21 protein-coding genes, 1 pseudogene and 1 CRISPR repeat array are annotated in these 19768 nt (G+C 36.7%); of the genes and pseudogenes, 17 read left to right on the forward strand and 5 right to left on the reverse strand.

Annotation, left to right across the window (positions count from 1 at the left end):
- Nucleotides 1-76: 76 nt before the first annotated feature.
- Nucleotides 77-1039 carry an arabinose-5-phosphate isomerase GutQ gene (gene gutQ / locus RAM17_RS04325; RefSeq protein WP_110448376.1) on the reverse strand — a complete coding sequence of 321 codons (963 nt, stop codon included), beginning with the start codon at nucleotides 1037-1039 and terminating at the stop codon, nucleotides 77-79.
- Nucleotides 1040-1663: 624 nt separating this feature from the next.
- Here gutQ and RAM17_RS04330 point away from each other — a divergent pair.
- Nucleotides 1664-3004 carry a hypothetical protein gene (locus RAM17_RS04330; RefSeq protein WP_110448375.1) on the forward strand — a complete coding sequence of 447 codons (1341 nt, stop codon included), beginning with the start codon at nucleotides 1664-1666 and terminating at the stop codon, nucleotides 3002-3004.
- Between the two features lie 160 nt (nucleotides 3005-3164).
- Here RAM17_RS04330 and RAM17_RS04335 read toward each other — a convergent pair whose 3' ends face one another.
- Complete coding sequence (locus RAM17_RS04335; RefSeq protein WP_110448374.1) at nucleotides 3165-3788, reverse strand: LysE family transporter; 624 nt, start codon at nucleotides 3786-3788, stop codon at nucleotides 3165-3167.
- Nucleotides 3785-5227, reverse strand: a complete 1443-nt coding sequence (locus RAM17_RS04340) for an LTA synthase family protein (RefSeq protein ID WP_110448373.1) — start codon at nucleotides 5225-5227, stop codon at nucleotides 3785-3787. The genes RAM17_RS04335 and RAM17_RS04340 overlap by 4 nt, the downstream gene beginning before the upstream one ends.
- 266 nt (nucleotides 5228-5493) lie before the next feature.
- Here RAM17_RS04340 and RAM17_RS04345 point away from each other — a divergent pair, with 266 nt between their 5' ends.
- The 10 genes from RAM17_RS04345 (at nucleotide 5494) to RAM17_RS04390 (ending at nucleotide 14966) form a co-directional block, all read left to right on the forward strand.
- Nucleotides 5494-6132, forward strand: a complete 639-nt coding sequence (locus RAM17_RS04345) for a nitroreductase family protein (RefSeq protein ID WP_110448372.1) — start codon at nucleotides 5494-5496, stop codon at nucleotides 6130-6132.
- Between the two features lie 10 nt (nucleotides 6133-6142).
- A complete protein-coding gene (locus RAM17_RS04350; RefSeq protein ID WP_220000095.1) occupies nucleotides 6143-7330 on the forward strand; it encodes an FTR1 family iron permease in 1188 nt (395 codons plus the stop codon).
- Nucleotides 7331-7470: 140 nt separating this feature from the next.
- The gene (locus RAM17_RS04355) at nucleotides 7471-8034 is read left to right on the forward strand and encodes an iron transporter (protein WP_065578501.1); all 564 of its coding nucleotides are present in this window, start codon (nucleotides 7471-7473) and stop codon (nucleotides 8032-8034) included.
- A 98-nt stretch (nucleotides 8035-8132) separates the two neighbouring features.
- Nucleotides 8133-9383: a Fe-S-containing protein gene (locus RAM17_RS04360; RefSeq protein ID WP_110448371.1), complete on the forward strand. Its 1251-nt coding sequence runs from the start codon at nucleotides 8133-8135 to the stop codon at nucleotides 9381-9383.
- 22 nt (nucleotides 9384-9405) lie between these two features.
- Nucleotides 9406-10692 carry an ABC transporter permease gene (locus tag RAM17_RS04365; protein ID WP_086359802.1) on the forward strand — a complete coding sequence of 429 codons (1287 nt, stop codon included), beginning with the start codon at nucleotides 9406-9408 and terminating at the stop codon, nucleotides 10690-10692.
- Nucleotides 10693-10708: 16 nt separating this feature from the next.
- Nucleotides 10709-11848, forward strand: coding sequence for an ABC transporter permease (locus RAM17_RS04370; protein ID WP_220000094.1), 1140 nt, complete (start codon nucleotides 10709-10711; stop codon nucleotides 11846-11848).
- Between the two features lie 11 nt (nucleotides 11849-11859).
- A complete protein-coding gene (locus RAM17_RS04375) occupies nucleotides 11860-12519 on the forward strand; it encodes an ABC transporter ATP-binding protein (RefSeq protein WP_065614032.1) in 660 nt (219 codons plus the stop codon).
- Between the two features lie 20 nt (nucleotides 12520-12539).
- On the forward strand, nucleotides 12540-13007 hold the full coding sequence (locus RAM17_RS04380; RefSeq protein WP_110448369.1) for a DUF4418 family protein: 468 nt from the start codon (nucleotides 12540-12542) through the stop codon (nucleotides 13005-13007).
- A gap of 82 nt (nucleotides 13008-13089) precedes the next feature.
- The gene (locus tag RAM17_RS04385) at nucleotides 13090-14301 is read left to right on the forward strand and encodes an ABC transporter permease (RefSeq protein WP_110448368.1); all 1212 of its coding nucleotides are present in this window, start codon (nucleotides 13090-13092) and stop codon (nucleotides 14299-14301) included.
- Nucleotides 14301-14966 (forward strand): ABC transporter ATP-binding protein, encoded by a 666-nt coding sequence (locus tag RAM17_RS04390; RefSeq protein ID WP_110448367.1) that lies wholly within the window; start codon nucleotides 14301-14303, stop codon nucleotides 14964-14966. The genes RAM17_RS04385 and RAM17_RS04390 overlap by 1 nt, the downstream gene beginning before the upstream one ends.
- A 29-nt stretch (nucleotides 14967-14995) precedes the next feature.
- Here RAM17_RS04390 and RAM17_RS04395 read toward each other — a convergent pair whose 3' ends face one another.
- Nucleotides 14996-15577: a Maf family protein gene (locus RAM17_RS04395; protein WP_110448366.1), complete on the reverse strand. Its 582-nt coding sequence runs from the start codon at nucleotides 15575-15577 to the stop codon at nucleotides 14996-14998.
- Nucleotides 15578-16258: 681 nt separating this feature from the next.
- Nucleotides 16259-16387: a hypothetical protein gene (locus RAM17_RS04400; RefSeq protein ID WP_258334374.1), complete on the reverse strand. Its 129-nt coding sequence runs from the start codon at nucleotides 16385-16387 to the stop codon at nucleotides 16259-16261.
- Nucleotides 16388-16736: 349 nt separating this feature from the next.
- Here RAM17_RS04400 and RAM17_RS04405 point away from each other — a divergent pair, with 349 nt between their 5' ends.
- The 6 genes and pseudogenes from RAM17_RS04405 to RAM17_RS04430 all read left to right on the forward strand — a co-directional run bounded on the left by RAM17_RS04405 (nucleotide 16737) and on the right by RAM17_RS04430 (nucleotide 19733).
- Nucleotides 16737-17165, forward strand: coding sequence for a universal stress protein (locus tag RAM17_RS04405; protein WP_110448364.1), 429 nt, complete (start codon nucleotides 16737-16739; stop codon nucleotides 17163-17165).
- A gap of 116 nt (nucleotides 17166-17281) precedes the next feature.
- Nucleotides 17282-17662 (forward strand): annotated as a pseudogene (locus tag RAM17_RS04410) (VOC family protein).
- A 213-nt stretch (nucleotides 17663-17875) separates the two neighbouring features.
- On the forward strand, nucleotides 17876-18004 hold the full coding sequence (locus RAM17_RS04415) for a hypothetical protein (RefSeq protein WP_255520633.1): 129 nt from the start codon (nucleotides 17876-17878) through the stop codon (nucleotides 18002-18004).
- A gap of 256 nt (nucleotides 18005-18260) precedes the next feature.
- A complete protein-coding gene (locus tag RAM17_RS04420) occupies nucleotides 18261-18389 on the forward strand; it encodes a hypothetical protein (protein WP_258334373.1) in 129 nt (42 codons plus the stop codon).
- Between the two features lie 255 nt (nucleotides 18390-18644).
- Nucleotides 18645-18773 (forward strand): hypothetical protein, encoded by a 129-nt coding sequence (locus tag RAM17_RS04425; RefSeq protein WP_258334372.1) that lies wholly within the window; start codon nucleotides 18645-18647, stop codon nucleotides 18771-18773.
- A gap of 270 nt (nucleotides 18774-19043) precedes the next feature.
- Nucleotides 19044-19311: direct repeats of the CRISPR family, unit length 28 nt; unit sequence GTTCACTGCCGTGTAGGTAGTTTAGAAA.
- A gap of 164 nt (nucleotides 19312-19475) precedes the next feature.
- Nucleotides 19476-19733, forward strand: coding sequence for an ArsR/SmtB family transcription factor (locus RAM17_RS04430; RefSeq protein WP_110448363.1), 258 nt, complete (start codon nucleotides 19476-19478; stop codon nucleotides 19731-19733).
- The last annotated feature ends 35 nt before the right edge of the window (nucleotides 19734-19768 follow it).

A 19768-nucleotide genomic window follows, 5' to 3' on the forward strand; every position in this document is an offset into this window, starting at 1 on the left:
CGTCTAACGACAAAAATTTAGGTCGGTAATTATCTCAATAGATAGCCCTATTTTGCAACAGGTATTTACTAATCAGTTAACTTATCCCCGCTTGATGTAGGTCATGAATATTAAGTGCTCCAACTAATTCACCTTGATTATTGACTACTGGCGCAGCTGTAATATTATGATCATTAAATGTTTTTAAGGCTTCGACCGCTTTCCAATTTTCCGGTATTTGATATCCTGGACTGGTCATTACTTCGATAATATTGTCTTGTAGTGTACCATGTTTTAATAGTAATCGACGCAAATCCCCATCAGTAAAAACGCCAACAATTTTATTATCATCTTGGCATATTGCCACTAATCCTACACCCGTTCGACTTAATTCTAACATCGCATCGAGTACCGTTGCTGATTGTGAAACTTTAGGAATTAAATCGCCTTTACGCATAATATCTTTTACGTGATTTAACAATTTAGCGCCTAGACTACCAGCAGGATGTGAACGAGCAAAATCTTCTTCTTTAAAACCACGAGCACGCATAACGGCAATAGCTAATGCATCACCCATTAATAATGTATTGGTTGAACTTGAGGTTGGTGCAAGTCCCATTGGGCATGCTTCTTTCTCAATTGAAATGTCTAATACAGCTTGTGCTGCTGTCGCAAGTGGCGAATCAAGTCCACCAGTAATAGCGATAACCGGAATATTCATGGCTGCAAGGATTGGTAAAATAAATTGAAACTCCTTTGCTCGACCAGAATAAGAGATCAAAATTACTACGTCGTTTTCGGTTACCATGCCTAAATCACCGTGTAAAGCTTCAGAGGGATGCATAAAAAAAGCTGGACTACCAGTACTAGCTAATGAAGCGGCGATTTTTTTTCCAATATGTCCTGATTTACCAATACCTGACACGACAACTTTTCCCTTGGTGGACAAGATGAACTGACAAGCTTTAATAAAGTCTTTGCCAAGCCGTGCTGGTAACTTTTGTGCTTCGTGAAGTTCAAGTTCAAGAAGTTCTCGACCATATTGTAACAATTTATCCATGTTTACTTGCCTATAGAATTAAATTTACACAAAAATTAAATTTATAATCAATTTTATGATTATATTTAATCAGATTATGTTAGATAGTCTAACAATTAACTATTGAATATTCAAAAAGCTTTTAGAATTAAAAAACAAAATTAGTGAAAGAATATTTAAGAAAGTTTTTTCAATAGCAAAAAAATTGAGGAACTGGGTTTTTTAAAGGGTTAAAACTCTATTTTTTAGACTTCAGTCAGTAATAATATTTACAAAATTTAACAATTTAATCGTTAAATAAAGTTGCGTAGATTTTTTTTATTACTATACTTTTTAGATGATTTAAACCGCACTATTCGACGAGGAATTAGGCAGTTTAAATAAAATAAAGTTAAATAAAACATAGGATTACTTGACAATGAGCGTCGAAATGGATTATAATTTACAACACCCAACACCCAACACCCAACCTGCCAAACTTATCCTTTAAATTGGTTTAGTTTTAACAAGCCAAGTTCATTATTTCTGCATAGTCTGTTTTATCAGCAAAATTTCAAATCACTATTAAGATCATTTTTATTCTCGCCGTTTTTGTTAACTTTTCTGTCTATTCTATTCCTGTCATTTTCATTTAATAGTCAAGCATTGTCGGCTCATACGACAAATGTTATTCACGGTACAGCGCCATATTTGACTTTTGATGGTGGACAAACACGGGTCACTGATACTAATAATTTATTAGCTATAACGTTATCGAATGGTGAAAAAATTACTCCAGAAACAAATAATTCTTCGGTAACACCTATTGTGTTACCCAATGCAGGGGAAAGTTTTGCCAATATTGGCATGATGATACCAACTAATAGCAATTCAATTTCGTTAACTTCTCTTATTGGTTCACCGTATAACTATTGGCGAGATGATGATGGTGATGCTAGTATTACGGCTACTGGTGATCTAAGTTTATCTATTGTTGATAAGTTTAATCAATCTGTATCACGTAATACTGTACTAACAATTTGTAACTCACCTTATAAAGTCAAATTAACTAGTACTAAAGGCATATTACAAACCCGTTATGGTGTGCCAAATAGTAGTAATTTTAGTGCCAGTAGTGTGACTTATTACATTAACCCTAAAGCAACACCCGTGGTTTGTTTTGCTAAACCTGATTTAGAATTTGGTAAACTAGAGCATTTTACTGATGGTGATCATGATTTCCGCGGGCCACCCACCATGTGGAATGAAAATAGAGGGTTTATTCCACAGTCTACAGACCCATCGTCTTACCATTTAAACTTCCCGACAACAGGTATGTTGGATATATATTTTGATTTAGAAATTGGTGGTAGTAACCAGGCCTTATCTTGGTCTTCAGTTACTGATGGTGATGGCAGAATTAGCGTTATCTTTTCGAATGTATCAAATACAAATGTTCGCGTTCAATTAAAAGGGCCTCATGCCCGGAGTAGTCAAGAGAGAGAGTCAAAGAATCCTCGTAAGGTAGCTATACCATCATTACCCCAGACTTTTGAACTAGTGGGTAGAGATAGTCGTGGTAATCAGGTTGTTAAATATGGATTTAAGTTAAAGCAGTGGTTTATTGATAGACACACTGTGAGTAGTAATATTCCCTATAATCACATAGATTGGTGTCAAAAAATAGGATATCGTCTTGCAAATGTTAGGGATTTAACTAATGCATCTTGTCAGGGGATTGGTAAATATCTTTGTGACAAATATTCTGCCGGTCGAGTCGGCGCTACGCCTTCATCACCTAATAATTTTTATCAGCGAGTTATTGGTGCCGGATTATTTTCGGAATGGGGCCATTTGTATAACTATGATATTGCAAAGCACGGAGAAGGCTACACGGCAGCAGATATCGACAGAGCATTCCACTATGTAGAATCGAGTTCTGGTTCGATTTTTTCCAGTTTAGATATCAAACACTGGCGTCAGCCAGGTGCTTGTGTTTATCCTTAGTAATGATTTTTGGCTTTATTGTCTATTTGAATAGTAACTTAAAGTAGTTTTATAGTGATGACGATAAAATATTTAGATAATCTATTTCCGCCCTTGGGCGGATTAACTATTGCCGAACGTTATTTTTCAAGAAAAAATTCAGCAATGGTTTTTTGAAGTATTAAAATCCCAACGCTACTTTAACCCCTAGTAAGATCAATATTACACCTAATAATTTATCAATAATAAATTGAAGTTTGAAATAACGTCGCTGGACGATTTGGGTTTGAAAGATAAATACAACCAATGGCCACCAAAGTAAGGCTTCAAGCCAAATAATAAATGCAACGAGCAATTTGTCCATTATAGTTGAATCTGCATTGAGTAGTTGGGTAAATATAGCCAGAAAAAACAGTGTCGCTTTCGGATTTAGTAAGTTACATAATAACCCTTGCATAAATGCCGCTTTTGCGGTGACATTAATTGGCTGAGTTTGTTTGCTGACATAAGTGGTAGCATTACTTTTAGCTAATAACGCTTTAATACCTATCCATAGCAGATAAGTGGCGCCTGCATAACGCAAAGCATTATACAGCCACGGGGTGGCGGTGATTAATACCGCAATACCTGCCACACAATAGCTCATATGAATGGCGATCGCGCTTATCACCCCTAAACAGGTCATTAATGCCATTTTTCGGTTATAACTTAAGCTATTTTTTAAGACCAGAAAAAAATCTGGTCCAGGGGATATCATGCCTAAACAGCTAATAGTGATAACTAAAATTAAGGTATCGACGCTCATTTTTGTACTTGTGCCGCATTGTTTAATGTCGCGATATTCGATTTATGTTGTTCAATAAACTGTTTTTTATCAACGTTCTCACCGCTTAAGTAATCGGTTAAAAATTTTGCATTGGTTTTAATTTGTGCACCATTTAGAATCAATCTCGGTAAATCAATTTGATAAATACTTTGATTGGGTGATTTTTTTAAATCATCAATATTTGCATTGGTTAACAAATAGAGTTTGCGCTCTTTTTCTGATAACTTTTTCACCGTTTCGGTACCTGCCCCCATCATTAAATGGTCAGGGAAGATGTAAAACACAGTGTTGTCTAATATACCTTGCTGTTTTAGGTGGTTAATAAATTCCCCTAAATTATAATCGAGCGAAGCGGCTACAAAAGACATATTATCTGGTTTTGGGCTGATTACTGATGTCATGCGCTCATCATTAAAACCGTTTGGAGCATGAGTTGAGACTGTTGAGATGAATAGCGCAAAGGGTTTATCTGCATTTTGCAACTCTTGTATTTGCTGTTTAGCAATGTCTAATATATCTTTATCATACAATCCAAATGGTGCATTTGGATATTTGCCTACATAATTTTTTTCTGAAACGACTTGCATGCCTATTACTTCGGCGGTGTGGCCAATTCCTGCGAAATCCGGACCAGCCATAACATAGCGAGTTTGATAACCGGCTTGTTTTAGCACATCACCTAAGGTAACTAATTGAGTGGTATTTGCACCTTTTAATGGTGAAGTTGAATGTTCTCCGATTAAAAATGGCACACCAGTCATATAGGTATACATAGAAGCTGTTGTCCATGTACTACCTGCACTCATTGGCATATTAGCGAAGAAAGTGTATTGTTGCTTGAGTTGTCTTAAATTTGGCGTGATATCTGCAAAATCTAAAAAACCTTGTTCGAAAGATTCTAACGACAACACAATAATATTTTTGCCTTTTTGGCTATCAAGTTGTGATTTTTCAACATAATCATTCATATTTAAGTTTTGTAACGCTTGGGCAAAAGTTGCTTTTGGGGCACAAGTAACTTGATAGATTTCATAAGCACGACTAATAGGGCCGTTATGATAACTAATTGAGGCAATGGCAATGACGACTAATAGTAATCGCCAGTGTAATTTATATTTATGGCGAAACCAGTTGGCTAATTTGCTGAGGATAAAGACTAACCCCAAAAATACCACAATCACCAATAGCGCTTGCAGTTTAAAGATGAATAATCCTTCAATAATATCATTCACGTTCAGATTGACGTAAAACTGATAATCAATAAATCCACCACTAAAATAAATTGAGGTAAGCTCCATCACAATAATAACTGTCATTAAAATGATGGTGAATACTTGCCATTTTTTTTGTTTAAAAAACGAAGCTAAACTAATGGTTAAGATAAAAAGTGGTAAAACAACTAAAGTCGATAATGGCATAACAATCAATACTCATTTTTACTTTAAAATTTAAAAATTGTCCCAGTATATACTTAATAAACAGAAAAATAAAAATCGGAATTGATTGGTTAATACCTTAACCAGTCCTTTGCAGTCAATGTCGATTTCTACTTTATCAACTATATCAACTATTTTACTTAAGTTATTTTATCTTAATGATAATAATTATTGTTTGTTGTTGATAATTGAAAGCATTAGCAATAAGATAGCTAACAAATATTTGCAACTATTTTAAGGTCTATGCCATGTTGTGCTGGTTACGCAATGTTACAATTGCTTTATTAATGTCTTTATTTTTTTTATCAATAAGTTATGCTGATATCACTTTACCTTCGCCACAAATGAAAGATGGCATGGGGTTATTTGATAGTCTTAAAAAACGTGCTTCAACTTCAGGCGGTGGGTTTCCAACCGGAATGGTTTCTGATGATGAACTATCAAGCGTGCTTTGGTCGGCAACGGGATTAAATCGAGGTAAAAATGGTTGGACGGTGCCAATGGCTAATGGTAAACAACCTTATGTTCGCCTCTATGTAGCAAGCGATAAAGGTGCCTTTTTATATGAATGGGAAGGACACTATCTTCGTGAGATAACTAAGCAAGATATTCGTGCTGACATTGGCATGCAAAATTTTACTAAGCGAGCACCATATATTCTTATTTTTGTAGCTGATGGTGCGAATCTCAATGATTTTGATGCACAAAAAGCCAATGATTTTAGTCAAATTGCGGTTGGAGCTATGAGTCAAAATGTCTATTTGTCTGCGGCGGCATTAAAACTCAGCACCCGTTACATCCATTCAATTAAGCCTGAGATTATTAGTCAATCGTTACAATTGCCAGAAAACAGCAAACCAATAGGAATAATGTTGTTAGCAAAATAAGGAGTAAGCAGTGAAAAGGTATTTAACTTTAATGTTACTACTGATTGCCAGTTTAGCGATTTTTAGTACCCCTTCTTACGCAACTGAAAAGAAGTATGCAAGCTGGAATGCGATTGTGGATGAGATGGATATCATTTTAAATGATGCTTATAACATCTATTTCATGAAAGACAGCGAGGCTGCCAAAGATCGAGTAAACAATGCTTATTTTGGCTTTTATGAAAAGCATGGTGTTGAACGAGCGGTAATGTCTTACATTTCCGGTAAACGTGGCACTGATACCGAATACCAATTTGCTAAAATTAAACGATTAATGAGTCAAGGCGCGCCTAACAAAGTCGTGCGAACCGAGATTGATGTTATTTTGAAAATGCTCCACGAGGATGCTAACGAGCTGGATGGTAAAAAAGAGAGTGGTTGGAGTGTCTTCTTTGCCTCATTTATTATCATTTTCCGTGAAGGATTAGAGGCGATACTGGTGATTGCGGCAATTTCTGCATATTTAGTTCGTTCAGATAATAAGCCAATGCTTAAAGTCGTCTATCTAAGCAGTTTATTTGCGGTGTTTGCCAGCGTGTTGGCTGCTATCGCCTTGCATACTATTGTTGGTTTAAGTGGTGCCAATCAAGAAATTATGGAAGGCGCCGCCATGTTACTCGCAACAGTGGTGCTGTTTTTTATAAGTAACTGGATGCTATCTAAGTCAGAATCGAAAGCATGGAAAAATTATGTTGAAGGTAAGGTGCAAAGTGCGGTATCAACCGGAAGCAGTTTTGCGTTAGGGTTTGCTGCCTTTTTAGCTGTATTTCGTGAAGGAGCGGAAACGATCATATTTTATCAAGCTATGTTAGCGGATGCTAAAGATCACATGGATATGGTGTGGTATGGACTAGGTGTTGGTACCATCGTGTTGACTTTGGTATTTATTGTTATCCGCTTTGGCAGTGTTAAATTACCGCTTAAACCATTTTTTATTTGTACCAGTGCATTAATGTATCTTATGGCGATAGCCTTTGCCGGTGGTGGTGTGAAAGAGCTACAAGAAGCGGATATTATTTCGGTCACCCCAGTAGATTTTGTCCATTCAGTAGAGGTATTAGGCATCTATCCAACGGTTGAAACATTGGTGCCACAGTTAGTCATGCTAGTTGTCGTGATGCTCTCTATTATGTATTACAAAAAATATCATAAAAATTAAATAATATTATTATTCTTGGTGTAATTTAAACTTGAATAGTAATGAAAACATTGGCAGTAATTTGTAATTGATTAGTCATTAGTTTATTGATTAATTATTAAAGGGTAAAACAAGTTGTTAAAAAAATTAAGGAGTTTTCAATGAAAAAACTAATTATTTCTGCTGGTATTTCGTCAATACTTGCACTTTCTTCAATGGCAAATGCTGCTGCGCCAGCACCAGGTGAAGAAAAAGGTTTTGAAGAGTTTCCAATCGGTGAAGAAGTCACTGTTGGTCCATTACATATTGGTGCGGTTTACTTCCAACCTGTAGATATGGAACCTGCTGGTATGGGTGGTTTACCTGCTTCTAAATCAGATATGCATATCGAAGCCGATATTTCTGCTGCCGAAGGTAATAAATTAGGTTTTGGTGTAGGTGATTTTGTTCCTTACTTAACTGTAAAATATAAAATTCAAAAACAAGGTAGTGACAAAACTATCGAAGGTAATTTTATGCCGATGAATGCATCAGACGGCCCACACTATGGTAACAATATTAAGTTAGATGGTGCTGGTAAATATAAAGTTACATTCACAATCGAAAACCCTGAAAAACAAGGTTATTTATTGCATGTAGATAAAGAAACGGGTGTTGAAGGTCGTTTCTGGTCTAAACCAATCGAGGTTTCTTGGGACTTTGACTACATCCCTCGTGCATGGTAATAATTATTTTTAATTGAGTTAACTCAATAAATAATTAGCTAAACTATTGGCGAGTATAACAACTCGCCAATATACGTTGTAATCTTTAGGCAATCGTTATGCTCCAATATCTTATCAGTATTACCGATAATACTTTTGTACCTGTGATCATATTGGCACTTGTTAGTGCAGTGTTTGTTCAGTCAAACCTATATAGTGGTAAAAAATATCTTATCATTGGTTTTTTATTGGGAATGCTGGCGGCAATCATTTATGCAATCTTAAAGCGTAATACCGGTATTGCTGTTCGAGAGTACTATGACCTTAGTGTGATTATTCCTTGGTGCATCATTGTCATTCCATTGCTTATCTGCTGGTCGCTTAGAAATTCGTTTCAACAACCTATTATTAAGATTCTATTGGCTGTATTAACAGCTGTTGCCATAGGGCTGATTACAGCTCAATGCTTACCGAATATTTTACTCTACCCATTTGGATTTGATGTTGGCATGGAGTCAATATTCAATAATGATTATCTGTTTAAATGGGTTGGTTATGGCTTTGCTCTATTAGTTTGTGGTTTAATTGGCTGGTTGATTTATCGCCTTTGCGCTAGGTTATCAACTCGATTGGTTATGCTGATCGCGACATTTGCCATTATTATCTTTACCATTCAAAACGCCATTAATTTACTACAAATATTAATTGTCAGACGATTTATCTCACCGCAACAGTGGATGATGGATTTGGTGATTTTTATTTTAGCGCATGTCAACTTGTTTACTTTTATCTTTATGGTGTTGGTATTACTACTCACTGTTTTATTATATACCAAAGCAAAAACTACCTCGCTGGTTGGTAATAATCCCGCTCAAATACGCAAACTTAAAGCAAGTTTACGTCGTGATCGTCGTACATCATTGTTGTTAATGGCGGGAGTGGCTATTACTGCCTACACCGTTACTCGTGCTCGTTATATATTTGAAAAAGGGGTCGAACTCACCCCTGCTGAACCGGTTACGCTAAATGCTGATGGTTTAATTGTTATTCCATTAGAACAAGTTAATGATGGCAATTTGCATCGTTATGGTTATCAAACAACCGATGGCACATTAGTAAGATTTATTGTGATTAAGAAAAGCGAAAATGCTTATGGGGTTGGTTTTGATGCTTGTGATATTTGTGGGGCAAGTGGTTATTATCAACGAGGAAATCAAGTTGTTTGTATTTTATGTGATGTCGTGATGAATATTGCGACTATTGGTTTTTCTGGCGGTTGTAATCCCGTTCCACTTAAATATGAGATTTTAGATGGCAATATGATTATTCGACCTACGCATCTTGAAGCTGAAAAAAGTCGTTTTAAGTAAATGGTTTTAAAAGGAAGAAAATATGTTTCGTAGAATGTTACTTAGCGTGTTAGTTCGTCAAAAAAAGAAGCTATTTTTAATCGCCTTAACTGTTGCTTTAGGTGTGTCGCTGGCGACAGCCATGTTAAATGTAATGTTTGATGTCGGTGATAAAGTTAATCAAGAATTAAAGGCCTACGGTGCTAACTTAAATATCGTTCCCAAAGGGGCTGCATTGGTTAATGAGTTATATCAACTGGATAATGCTGATACCCGAGCTGCTATTCAATATATCAAGCAAGATGATTTAGTAAAGATTAAGATGATCTTCTGGGCATATAATATTGTTGATTTTGCACCTTATCTTACTACACAAGTAACAGTTAATGATAAACCAGTTACCCTCGTTGGAACTTGGTTTAATAAACATCTGACTATTCCAACTGGTGATGAGGTTGACACTGGTATGTTAGCCATGAAGTCATGGTGGTCAATTGAAGGCAACACTATGAAGGATGATAATTTGCAAGGTGTCATGGTGGGTGAGACTATTGCCACGCAATTGAATCTGAAACTAGGCGATAGCCTTGAGCTAATTTCACCATTAACAAATAAAAAAGTTACTTTAACTGTAAATAACATCTTCCACAGTGGTGGAATCGAAGATGCAGAGCTTTATGTGTCACTTCCTGTCGCGCAAAATCTGGCTAATAAAGATGGTTTGGTTGAACGGGTAGAGGTGAGTGCATTAACCACGCCCGAGAATGATTTAGCTCGTAAAGCAGCACAAGATCCAAATAGCTTATCACGAACTGAATGGGATACATGGTACTGTACCGCTTATATCAGTTCGATAGCCTATCAATTGGAGGAGTTAATGCCCGATGTTAGAGTTAAAGCAATTATGCAAGTCGCTGAATCAGAAGGATCAATCTTACAAAAAACGCAGTTATTAATGCTATTGTTAACTGTTTTATCCTTAATTTGCTCGGCGCTAGCAATATCCAATTTAGTTACTGCCAATGTGATTGAGCGTAGTACTGAAATTGGTTTATTAAAAGCGTTAGGAGCAACAAATATTTCGGTAGCGATGTTAATCCTTACTGAAATACTGATCATTGCTTTACTCGGGGGGATGGTTGGTTATTTTGTTGGTCTTGGCTTTGCGCAAATTATTGGGCAAACGGTATTTGGTTCGTTTGTTGAACCTAAGATGATAATTATTCCACTGGTGTTAATTATGGTAAGCATGATTACATTATTAGGTAGCTTACCGGCATTACGTATTATGATGTTTTTACGCCCAACCGATGTGTTGCATGGTCGGTAAGTGAGGCTAAATGATGATGAATAAAAATCAACGCTTTATTTTAAAAACGCTGCTTAGTTCGTTAATTCGCCGTCGTTCCCGGATTGCTATTGCGTTACTCGGTGTAGCGATAGGAGCCACGGTTTTACTTGGTATGGTTACACTTTGTTATGATATCCCAAGACAAATGGGACAAGAGTTTCGCTCTTATGGTGCTAATCTGCTGTTGATGCCGGCTAATAATCAACCTACCATGCCAATGGCGGAAGTAAAAAAAGCTGTTAGCTTACTACCGCAAGATAAACTATTAGGAGTTACCCCATTTCGTTATGACTCTATCCGCAGTAATCAACAGCCTTATACCATTGTCGGCACGCAGTTTGATCAAGTTATCAATACTAGTCCTTATTGGAAAATAGAAGGTGATGTGCCGAAAAATCCAAATGAAATTATGATCGGTACCGATATTGCCCATTTTGCTAAGCTTAGCATTGGTAGTACCATACCAATTTCAGGAAAATCTAAACAAAATTCGCGCTTCGATGAAGAATTAACTATTACCGGCATCGTCAAAACCGGTCGAACTGAGGATAACTTTATCTTTATTGAACTCAATGATCTTGAAACGTTACTCGAAGAAAACAATCAAGCCGAAGTGGTCGAAATAAGTATTACGGCAACGCAAGATGAGTTACAGCGCTATATTCAAAACATTAAAGATAATTCCAGCTCGGTCGAACCTCATCTTATAAAATGGGTAACACAATCGGAAGCATCGGTGCTCGGTAAACTGTCATCTTTACTCTATTTAGTCACATTAGTGGTGTTAATTTTGACAATGATCTGTGTCGCCACCACTATGATGACCGTCGTTATGGAGCGCCGTAAAGAGATTGGTCTGAAAAAAGCTATTGGTGCAACCAATAAAAGTATTGCCAAAGAATTTTTAGCCGAAGGATTAATTTTAGGTATTGTCGGTGGCGTGATAGGCGTAATTTGTGGTCTGATTTTTGCCCAAGTAATCAGTGCTAATGTATTTGGGCGGTCAATTGTAATTGAATTTTATTTAATACCAACAACGATTATTATTTCGGCTGTGGTAACCATTATTGCGTGTTTGATTCCAGTAAAACGAGCACTTGAAGTTGAACCAGCATTAGTTTTACGTGGCGAATAGGATAGTAAAGTATGAATATGCTCGAAGTGAATAATGTATCTAAAATCTATGGCTCATTACATGCCTTGTCTGAAATTAACTTAACCGTTGAAGAGGGTAAATGGTTATCTATTATGGGACCATCAGGCAGTGGTAAAACAACCTTAATGAATATTATTGGTTGTATGGATAAACCGTCATTAGGCTCTGTGATTTTAGATGGACAAGATATTACCCAGTTGTCATTACCACAGCTGACGGAAATTCGCCGTGATAAGATTGGTCTAATCTTTCAACAATTCCATCTTGTTTCCTATTTAACTGCATTAGAAAACGTAATGGTGGCGCAATATTATCACAGTATGGTAGATGAAAAAGAAGCCTTACAGGCATTAGAACGAGTTGGACTTGCGGCACGGGCCAAACATTTACCACGCCAATTATCTGGAGGTGAACAGCAAAGGGTCTGTATTGCCAGAGCACTAATTAATTATCCAAAACTGATTTTAGCTGATGAGCCAACTGGTAACTTAGATGAAAGTAATGAAGCAATGGTTATGAACTTACTACATCAACTTCACGAAGAAGGAAGTACAATCATCGTTGTTACGCATTCGCCTGAAGTATCAAAACATGCGCAGACTACGGTGGTTCTTGAACATGGTAAGGTAGCAAGTATTATCAATAATTAATAATTAAAGGGTCTATATTTATGAAAAATCGCATTGTTTCATCTGTATTGTTTATATTCATCGGGGCGCTACTTATTTTATTTCCGCTTTATATTTTACCTGTCTGCCCGTTACCTGATGCGCAAGCTATACCTGCTACAACGATGGCAGGGGATGGGCATATGCATTCAACTCCAGGTAAAATCATGAAATGCTTTTGGACTGCAAGGGCTGAAATTGGTATTGGTAGTTTAGTGATTGCCATTGGTGCGTTAGTACTATTTAGTCGCTCACTATTTGTCCGTATGGGATTGAGTATGGCGTTAGCTTGCACTGCAGTTTTAGCGGCAGCTATTCCAACTATTTTAATCGGTGTCTGTGGCAATGAGATGATGCGTTGTAATATGGGTGCCAAACCTGCTCTGATTTTATTAGCTATCGTTTTAGTAATTGCAGCAATTAGCAATGTGCTCTATTTGAATAAACAAGTAAATAAACAAATAAGATAAACAGTATTAAGTAAGTATCAACAATCAACATTAGTCAATATCAGCCTTAATACAACAAGATATAGAAAACGAGAACTAAAACATGCAAGAAAAACCGATTACTATAGCAAATTTAGCATGGCGAAACATTCAAAGACGACCATTTCGGAGTTGTTGTTTGATTATCATTATTATGCTGTTTTCCGCTACGCTATTTGGCGGTAGCGTGTTAATGAAAAATCTGAGTTTAGGTATTTCCGGTATGGCTAATCGTTTAGGCGCGGATATTCTTGTTGTACCTTACGGTTATGAAAAAAATCTTGAAGTTGCATTGTTACGTGGTGAACCAAGTAGTTTTTATCTAAAAGCGGATTTGATCGATAAAATTAAAGATATTAAGGGAATTACAGCGGTCTCGCCACAATTGTTTATTGCTTCGTTAAGTGCTGGCTGTTGTACCTCTAAAGTACAACTTATTGGTTTTGATCAAGAAAGTGATTTTGTGATCAAACCGTGGTTGCAAACGCAGTTAAGCCAACCGTTGATCGATAATCAGGTAGTTGTTGGTAGCAAAATTACTGCCAATGTAGGTGAAGAAATTAAGTTTTTTAATCATCCATTTAAAGTCGCAGCCAAAATGGATAATACCGGAATGGGCTTTGATACCTCTGTATTTATGACAATTCCTACGGCACAATTACTGATGAAAGAAGCGAACCTAATTGAAGGCGATACTGAACACTTTGCTAACTATGTATCATCGATTTTTGTTAAAGTCGATCCTGATTATCAGCCTAAAGATATTGTTAATCAAATCATGCCGAAATATGCTATTGACTACAATATTGATTTTGTGATGACCAAAGGCTTGTTAAGTAATATTTCCAAATGGCTAACTGGTTTTTCAACTATTGTCTATAGTTTATCGGCAATTTTCTGGGTACTGGCAATTATTGTCATTTTTGTGATATTTTCATCATCACTTAATGAACGTAAACGTGAAATAAGTCTATTACGTATTTTAGGCGCTTCACGTAGTGATCTGGTCAAAATGTTACTGCGAGAATCACTTATTATTAGCGCCTTAGGTGGCATTGCAGGTATTGTGATCGCAGGTGTATTAATTTATGCCTTTAGCTTATTGATTTGCCAGTCGATAGGTTTGCCATGTATGAACATTTCCATTACTGACGGATTAATTTATGCATTAATGGTATTTATGTTGACGTTGATTATTGGTCCACTGTCTAGTATTTATTCGGCATTATCGTTGACTAAATTTGATACTTATCAAACATTAAGAGAGGGTGAATAATGTTATTGGATGTCAAAAACCTTCGCAAAGATTATCAACGTGGTTCGCAACATTTCTCAGCGGTAAATAATGTTAGTTTTTCAATGGCACAAACCGATTTTATCAGTATTATGGGCAAATCAGGCAGTGGTAAAACGACGTTACTTAATATGATTGCTGGGTTATTGACCCCGACTCAAGGTAAAATTACCATTAATGGTACCAACTTATTTGAACTTGATGATAAGCAGGTTTCAGCATTTCGTAATCAAAATATTGGCTACATTCCACAAGGTAGTAGTTTATTACCCAATTTGACTGCACTGGAAAATATTCGATTACCATTTTATTTAACTAAACGGGAAAACCAATCTAGCTTAAATTATGCGCTGGATCTGCTTGAAAAGGCTAAAATCGGCTACTTAAAAGATACTTATCCCGCGAATATGTCGGGAGGAGAAATGCGTCGAATTGCTATTTTACGTGCGCTGATTTGTCGACCACAATTAGTGATTGCCGATGAACCTACCAGCGATCTTGATGAAGAAAGCTCCGCACAAATTATGGCGTTATTAACCGAGATTCACCAACAAGGTACAGGACTATTAATTGTTACTCATGATAATGATGTAGCAAATTATAGCCAAAGAACGTTAAAAATGTCTTCGGGTCGATTAATTGATTAATTAATTTACCTTTATGGCTTTATTATTAATTATAAGAGTAGTGGATTACAGCCCATATCGATCATAATTTTATTTAACTTTATCAGCGGTAATCCAACTAATGAATTAATATCATCACCTTCAAGCTTATCAAAAAGGGTAATACCTAGTTCATCACATTTAAAACTACCAGCACATTGTAGAGGCATCTCTTTAGCGATATAAGCATCAATTTCTGCATCAGTTAACCGGCGAAAAGTAACCTTAAACGGTTCACAAATTGTTTGCGATTGGCGAGTACGAGTATCAATGACGGTCATTCCGGTATAAAAGTAAAACGCTTTGCCACTGCTATTTTTCAATTGTTGTTGGGCATTTTCAACGGTATGTGGTTTGCAAACAATCTGATCATCCAATACACCTACTTGGTCAGAACCAATAATCAAACTATCAGGATAATTAGCCACTAACGACTGTGCTTTGGCATTAGCTAAACGCACCACCAATTGCTGTGCACTTTCATTTACCAAAGGCGTTTCATCACAAATGGGTGGTACACACTCAAACGGAATGGCTAATTTTTCCAATACCTTTTTACGTGATAGCGATGTCGATGCTAAGATAATTCTCATTGCAACTATTCTCTTGAGATTCATGGGGAAAGATGAGCATTAAAACCGATATGACGGTAATAATCAACTGTCTCTTATGTTATAAATTTATTATGCAACGATGGTCAGTGTTATTTTGGGGCTATTGTCTAAAAGGCTTATTAATCACTCTTTTTCGATAAGTTTTATTAACTACTAAATCTGTTAAACTACAAGTAATTGCAACAAATCTTTGTTCATTGAATTTCAGACGTTTTATTGTTTGGTGGCAATTTCAATACCAAGATTATGTCCGAGTAAAGAGGATTTGCGCGCCCCTCTTTACCAACTCCCGTGGCGACCAAGTGGTCACGATGTGACGGCATTCCGCCTTCGTTCGCTGTTAACGCACCGGCTGTATTTGTTCCAGACGAAGAGCAGCTTTGCCAAACATCCCTGTTTGCCATGCTAACCTCACTCAGTTGTCAGCACTTTGCTCATGTCGCTAGATAGAACTCACCGAACTGATTGATAAAAATAAACTTTTATTATTGGCACTAGCTAATATCGTAGCGGGTTTTAGTGATTTATCGGATGGATTTTAAGCTCAAAAAACCCCGTTCCTCAAATTTTTTTATTTGGTGAGTTTCTGACGTTTTATTGTTTGGTGGCAATTTCAATACCAAGATTATGTCCGAGTAAAGAGGATTTGCGCGCCCCTCTTTACCAACTCCCGCGGCGACCACGCAAGTGGTCACGATGTGACGGCATTCCGCCATCGTTCGCTGTTAACGCACCGGCTGTATTTGTTCCAGACGAAGAGCAGCTTTGCCAAACATCCCTGTTTGCCATGCTAATCTTACTCCGTTGTCAGCACTTTGCTAATGCCGCTAGATAGAACTCACCGAACTGATTGATAAAAATAAACTTTTATTATTAGCGCTCGCTGATTTTAGTTTCATAACCGATTTAAGAGAAATATTGTTTTACTGTCGGTTTGAGGTCATGATGATAAATAATGTTCGTTATAGTTGATCTCCATCATGGTTTTGCAAAAAAATTATTTCAATCTTTTAAATTCGCGTTAGGATAGTCATGTAACGACTGGATTTCATTTAAAATTAGTATCATACTGAACCAATACCGTTGGCCTTCACCAATAAAATGGTAAAGCCAAGTTTAAATATTGTGAGGAGGCGTTATGTACAAAAAAATATTAGTTCCGATTGATGTGCTTGAAGATGAACTCACTCAAAAAGTGATCCCTCATGTAGAGTGTTTAGCAAAATTATCTAATGCACAAGTTATCTTCTTTCATACCTTACCGGTTGCATCGGCTATCGTGAATGCTTACTCATTTGGTTTTGATGAGTTTAAAGATCAAGCTACTGTACAAACAGAACAGTGGTTACATCGTTTGATTGATACAATTAATTTACCTCGGGAAAATTTATCTTTTTCAATCGCTTTTGGTAATCCACGAGATGAGATCTTACGTCTGGCCGAAGAAATTGAACCTGATCTTATTATTTTAGGTTCAAGACGTCCTAATATCTCAACACACTTACTGGGATCAAATGCCTCAGGCGTGGTGCGAGGCGCACAAACATCAGTGTTAGTAGTTCGCTAATTCAGTTATAATCAAAGTGCCCTTTAAATGAGGGCATTATGTTGTTATTCATTTAGACACAAAATCTATCGATTTACCTATTATTAACAATTTTCATCTCAACTTAAGGAGAAAAAATGAAAATTAAAAATATCGATCATTTTGTTATTACCAGCCAAGATCTCAGTAAAAGTATCGTATTTTATTAAGATATTTTAGGATTGAAACATGTCGAACGTGACGGACGACATGCCTTTGTTTTTGGCAATCAAAAAATCAATATTCATGCCCCAAAAGGTGAGTTTCAACCAGCGGCATTACACCCAGAATATGGAAGCCAAGATTTTTGTTTAATTGTTGAAGACGATATTGAAACCGTAAAAAAAGAGTTCGAAAAAAAGGGCTATCCCCTTGTAGAAGGGATTGTTGAACGACACGGTGCTAAAGGTAATATCAAAAGCCTATATCTAAGAGATCCAGACGGAAATCTTGTCGAACTAGCTAATTATTGTAATTAAAGTTAATACTGATCGACCAAATTTAAATAATTGGCTATCTAAATATAAAAATTTGAGGAAAGGGGTTTTTAAAGCTTAAAATCAATCCGATAAATCACTAAAACCAGTTATCTCATTAGCTAGGGCCAATAATAAAAGTTTATTTTGATAAATCAGTTTAGTGCTTCTCATTTAGCGACATTAGCAATGTGCTGACAACTGAGAGAGATTAGCATGGCAAACAGGGATGTTTGGCAAGGCTGGTGTTTGTCAGGAACAAATACAGCCGATGCGTTAAGAGCGAACGAAGGCGGAAGGCCGTCACATAGTGACCACTTGCGTGGTCGCCGAGGGAGTCGGTAAAGAGGGTTCGCGCAAACCCTCTTTACTCGGACGTACCCTCGGTATTGAAATAACCACCAAACAACAAAACGTCCGAAACTCATTGAGTAAAAAAATTTGAGGAAAGGGTTTTTTAAAGCCTAAATCTAGTCAATGAATCGCTAAAGTTAGTTATAAAATCAGCTAGTGACAATAATAAAAGTTTATTTTTATCAATCAGTTCGGTAAATTTTATCTAGCGACATGAGCAATGTGCTGACAACTGAGTGAGGTTAGCATGACAAACAGGGATGTTTGGCAAGGCTGTGTTTTGTCAGGAACAAATACAGCCGATGCGTTAACAGCGAACGAAGGCGGAAGGCAGTCACATCGTGACCACTTGCGTGGTCGCCGCGGGAGTTGGTAAAGAGGGTTCGCGTAAACCCTCTTTACTCGGACGTAATCGCCGTATAGGAATAGCCACCAAACAACAAAACGTCCGAAACTCAAAGAATAAAAAAATTTGAGGAAAGGGTTTTTAAAGACTAAATCTAGCAAATAAATTGCTAAAGTAAGTTAGAACATCGGCAAGTGCCAATAATAAAAGTTTATTTTTATCAATCAGTTCGGTAAATTTTATCTAGCGACATGAGCAATGTGCTGACAACTGAGTGAGGTTAGCATGACAAACAGGGATGTTTGGCAAGGCTGTGTTTTGTCAGGAACAAATACAGCCGATGCGTTAACAGCGAACGAAGGCGGAAGGCAGTCACATCGTGACCACTTGCGTAGTCGCCGCGGGAGTTGGTAAAGAGGGTTCGCGTAAACCCTCTTTACTCGGACGTAATCGCCGTATAGGAATAGCCACAAAAGCGCAAAACGTCCGAAACTCAAAGAATAAAAAAATTTGAGGAACGGGGTTTTTGAAGACTAAAATCCATCCCATCACTAACCCTTTTTTTTTACTTAAGATAAAATATTTAAAAATCAATAGGTTGAAAAATGGCTCAAAAAAAGGTTTTTTTTGGTAAAAATAGACTTTGCCTTTTTGCCAACAACATTTATAGTATATCGGGTTCTAGTTCACTGCCGTGTAGGTAGTTTAGAAATGCCCGACTTGCTAATGCAGCAGTTAAACACTGTTCACTGCCGTGTAGGTAGTTTAGAAAAACGAGCACAGATAGAGGTGAATCAGGTGGATGTTCACTGCCGTGTAGGTAGTTTAGAAAACGGTAGCCTTGCCCCATAATGTAGGCATTGAGTTCACTGCCGTGTAGGTAGTTTAGAAAATCACTACAAATGGCTATAACACGCTCTTGTTGTTCACTGCCGTGTAGGTAGATTAAAATTAGTTAAAGTTATAACGCTCGAAATCCACCAAACTAGAAACGTTTATCAAAGGAGTTTTTTTAAGGTGAATAAACTTATCACATGCTATAATTGTTTTCACTCATAATTAAACTTTACACCTATTGTGAATAATAATTCAATTGACAACAAACTAAATGAAAAAATGGTGCTTATTTTCAAAGCACTCTCTGATCCAGTTAGAATTGAAATAATTAAATACTTAAAAAACATAAGAACTGAGGTCATTTGTGGTGAAATAGGCCAAGCGGTTGGTATCAGTAAACCTTCGGGAACTTATCATTTTAGGTTATTACAACAAGCTGAATTAATTAATGTAAGAAAAAGTGCTAGAGAAAAATATATAGGACTGAATAAATCAACATTTGATAAATATGTTACAGGCTTTTTTGATAGTCTTTAATATATTTAAATGTTGATTTAATCTTGAGTTTACTA

The organism is Gilliamella apis, from assembly GCF_030758615.1.
GTDB lineage: Bacteria > Pseudomonadota > Gammaproteobacteria > Enterobacterales > Orbaceae > Gilliamella > Gilliamella apis_A.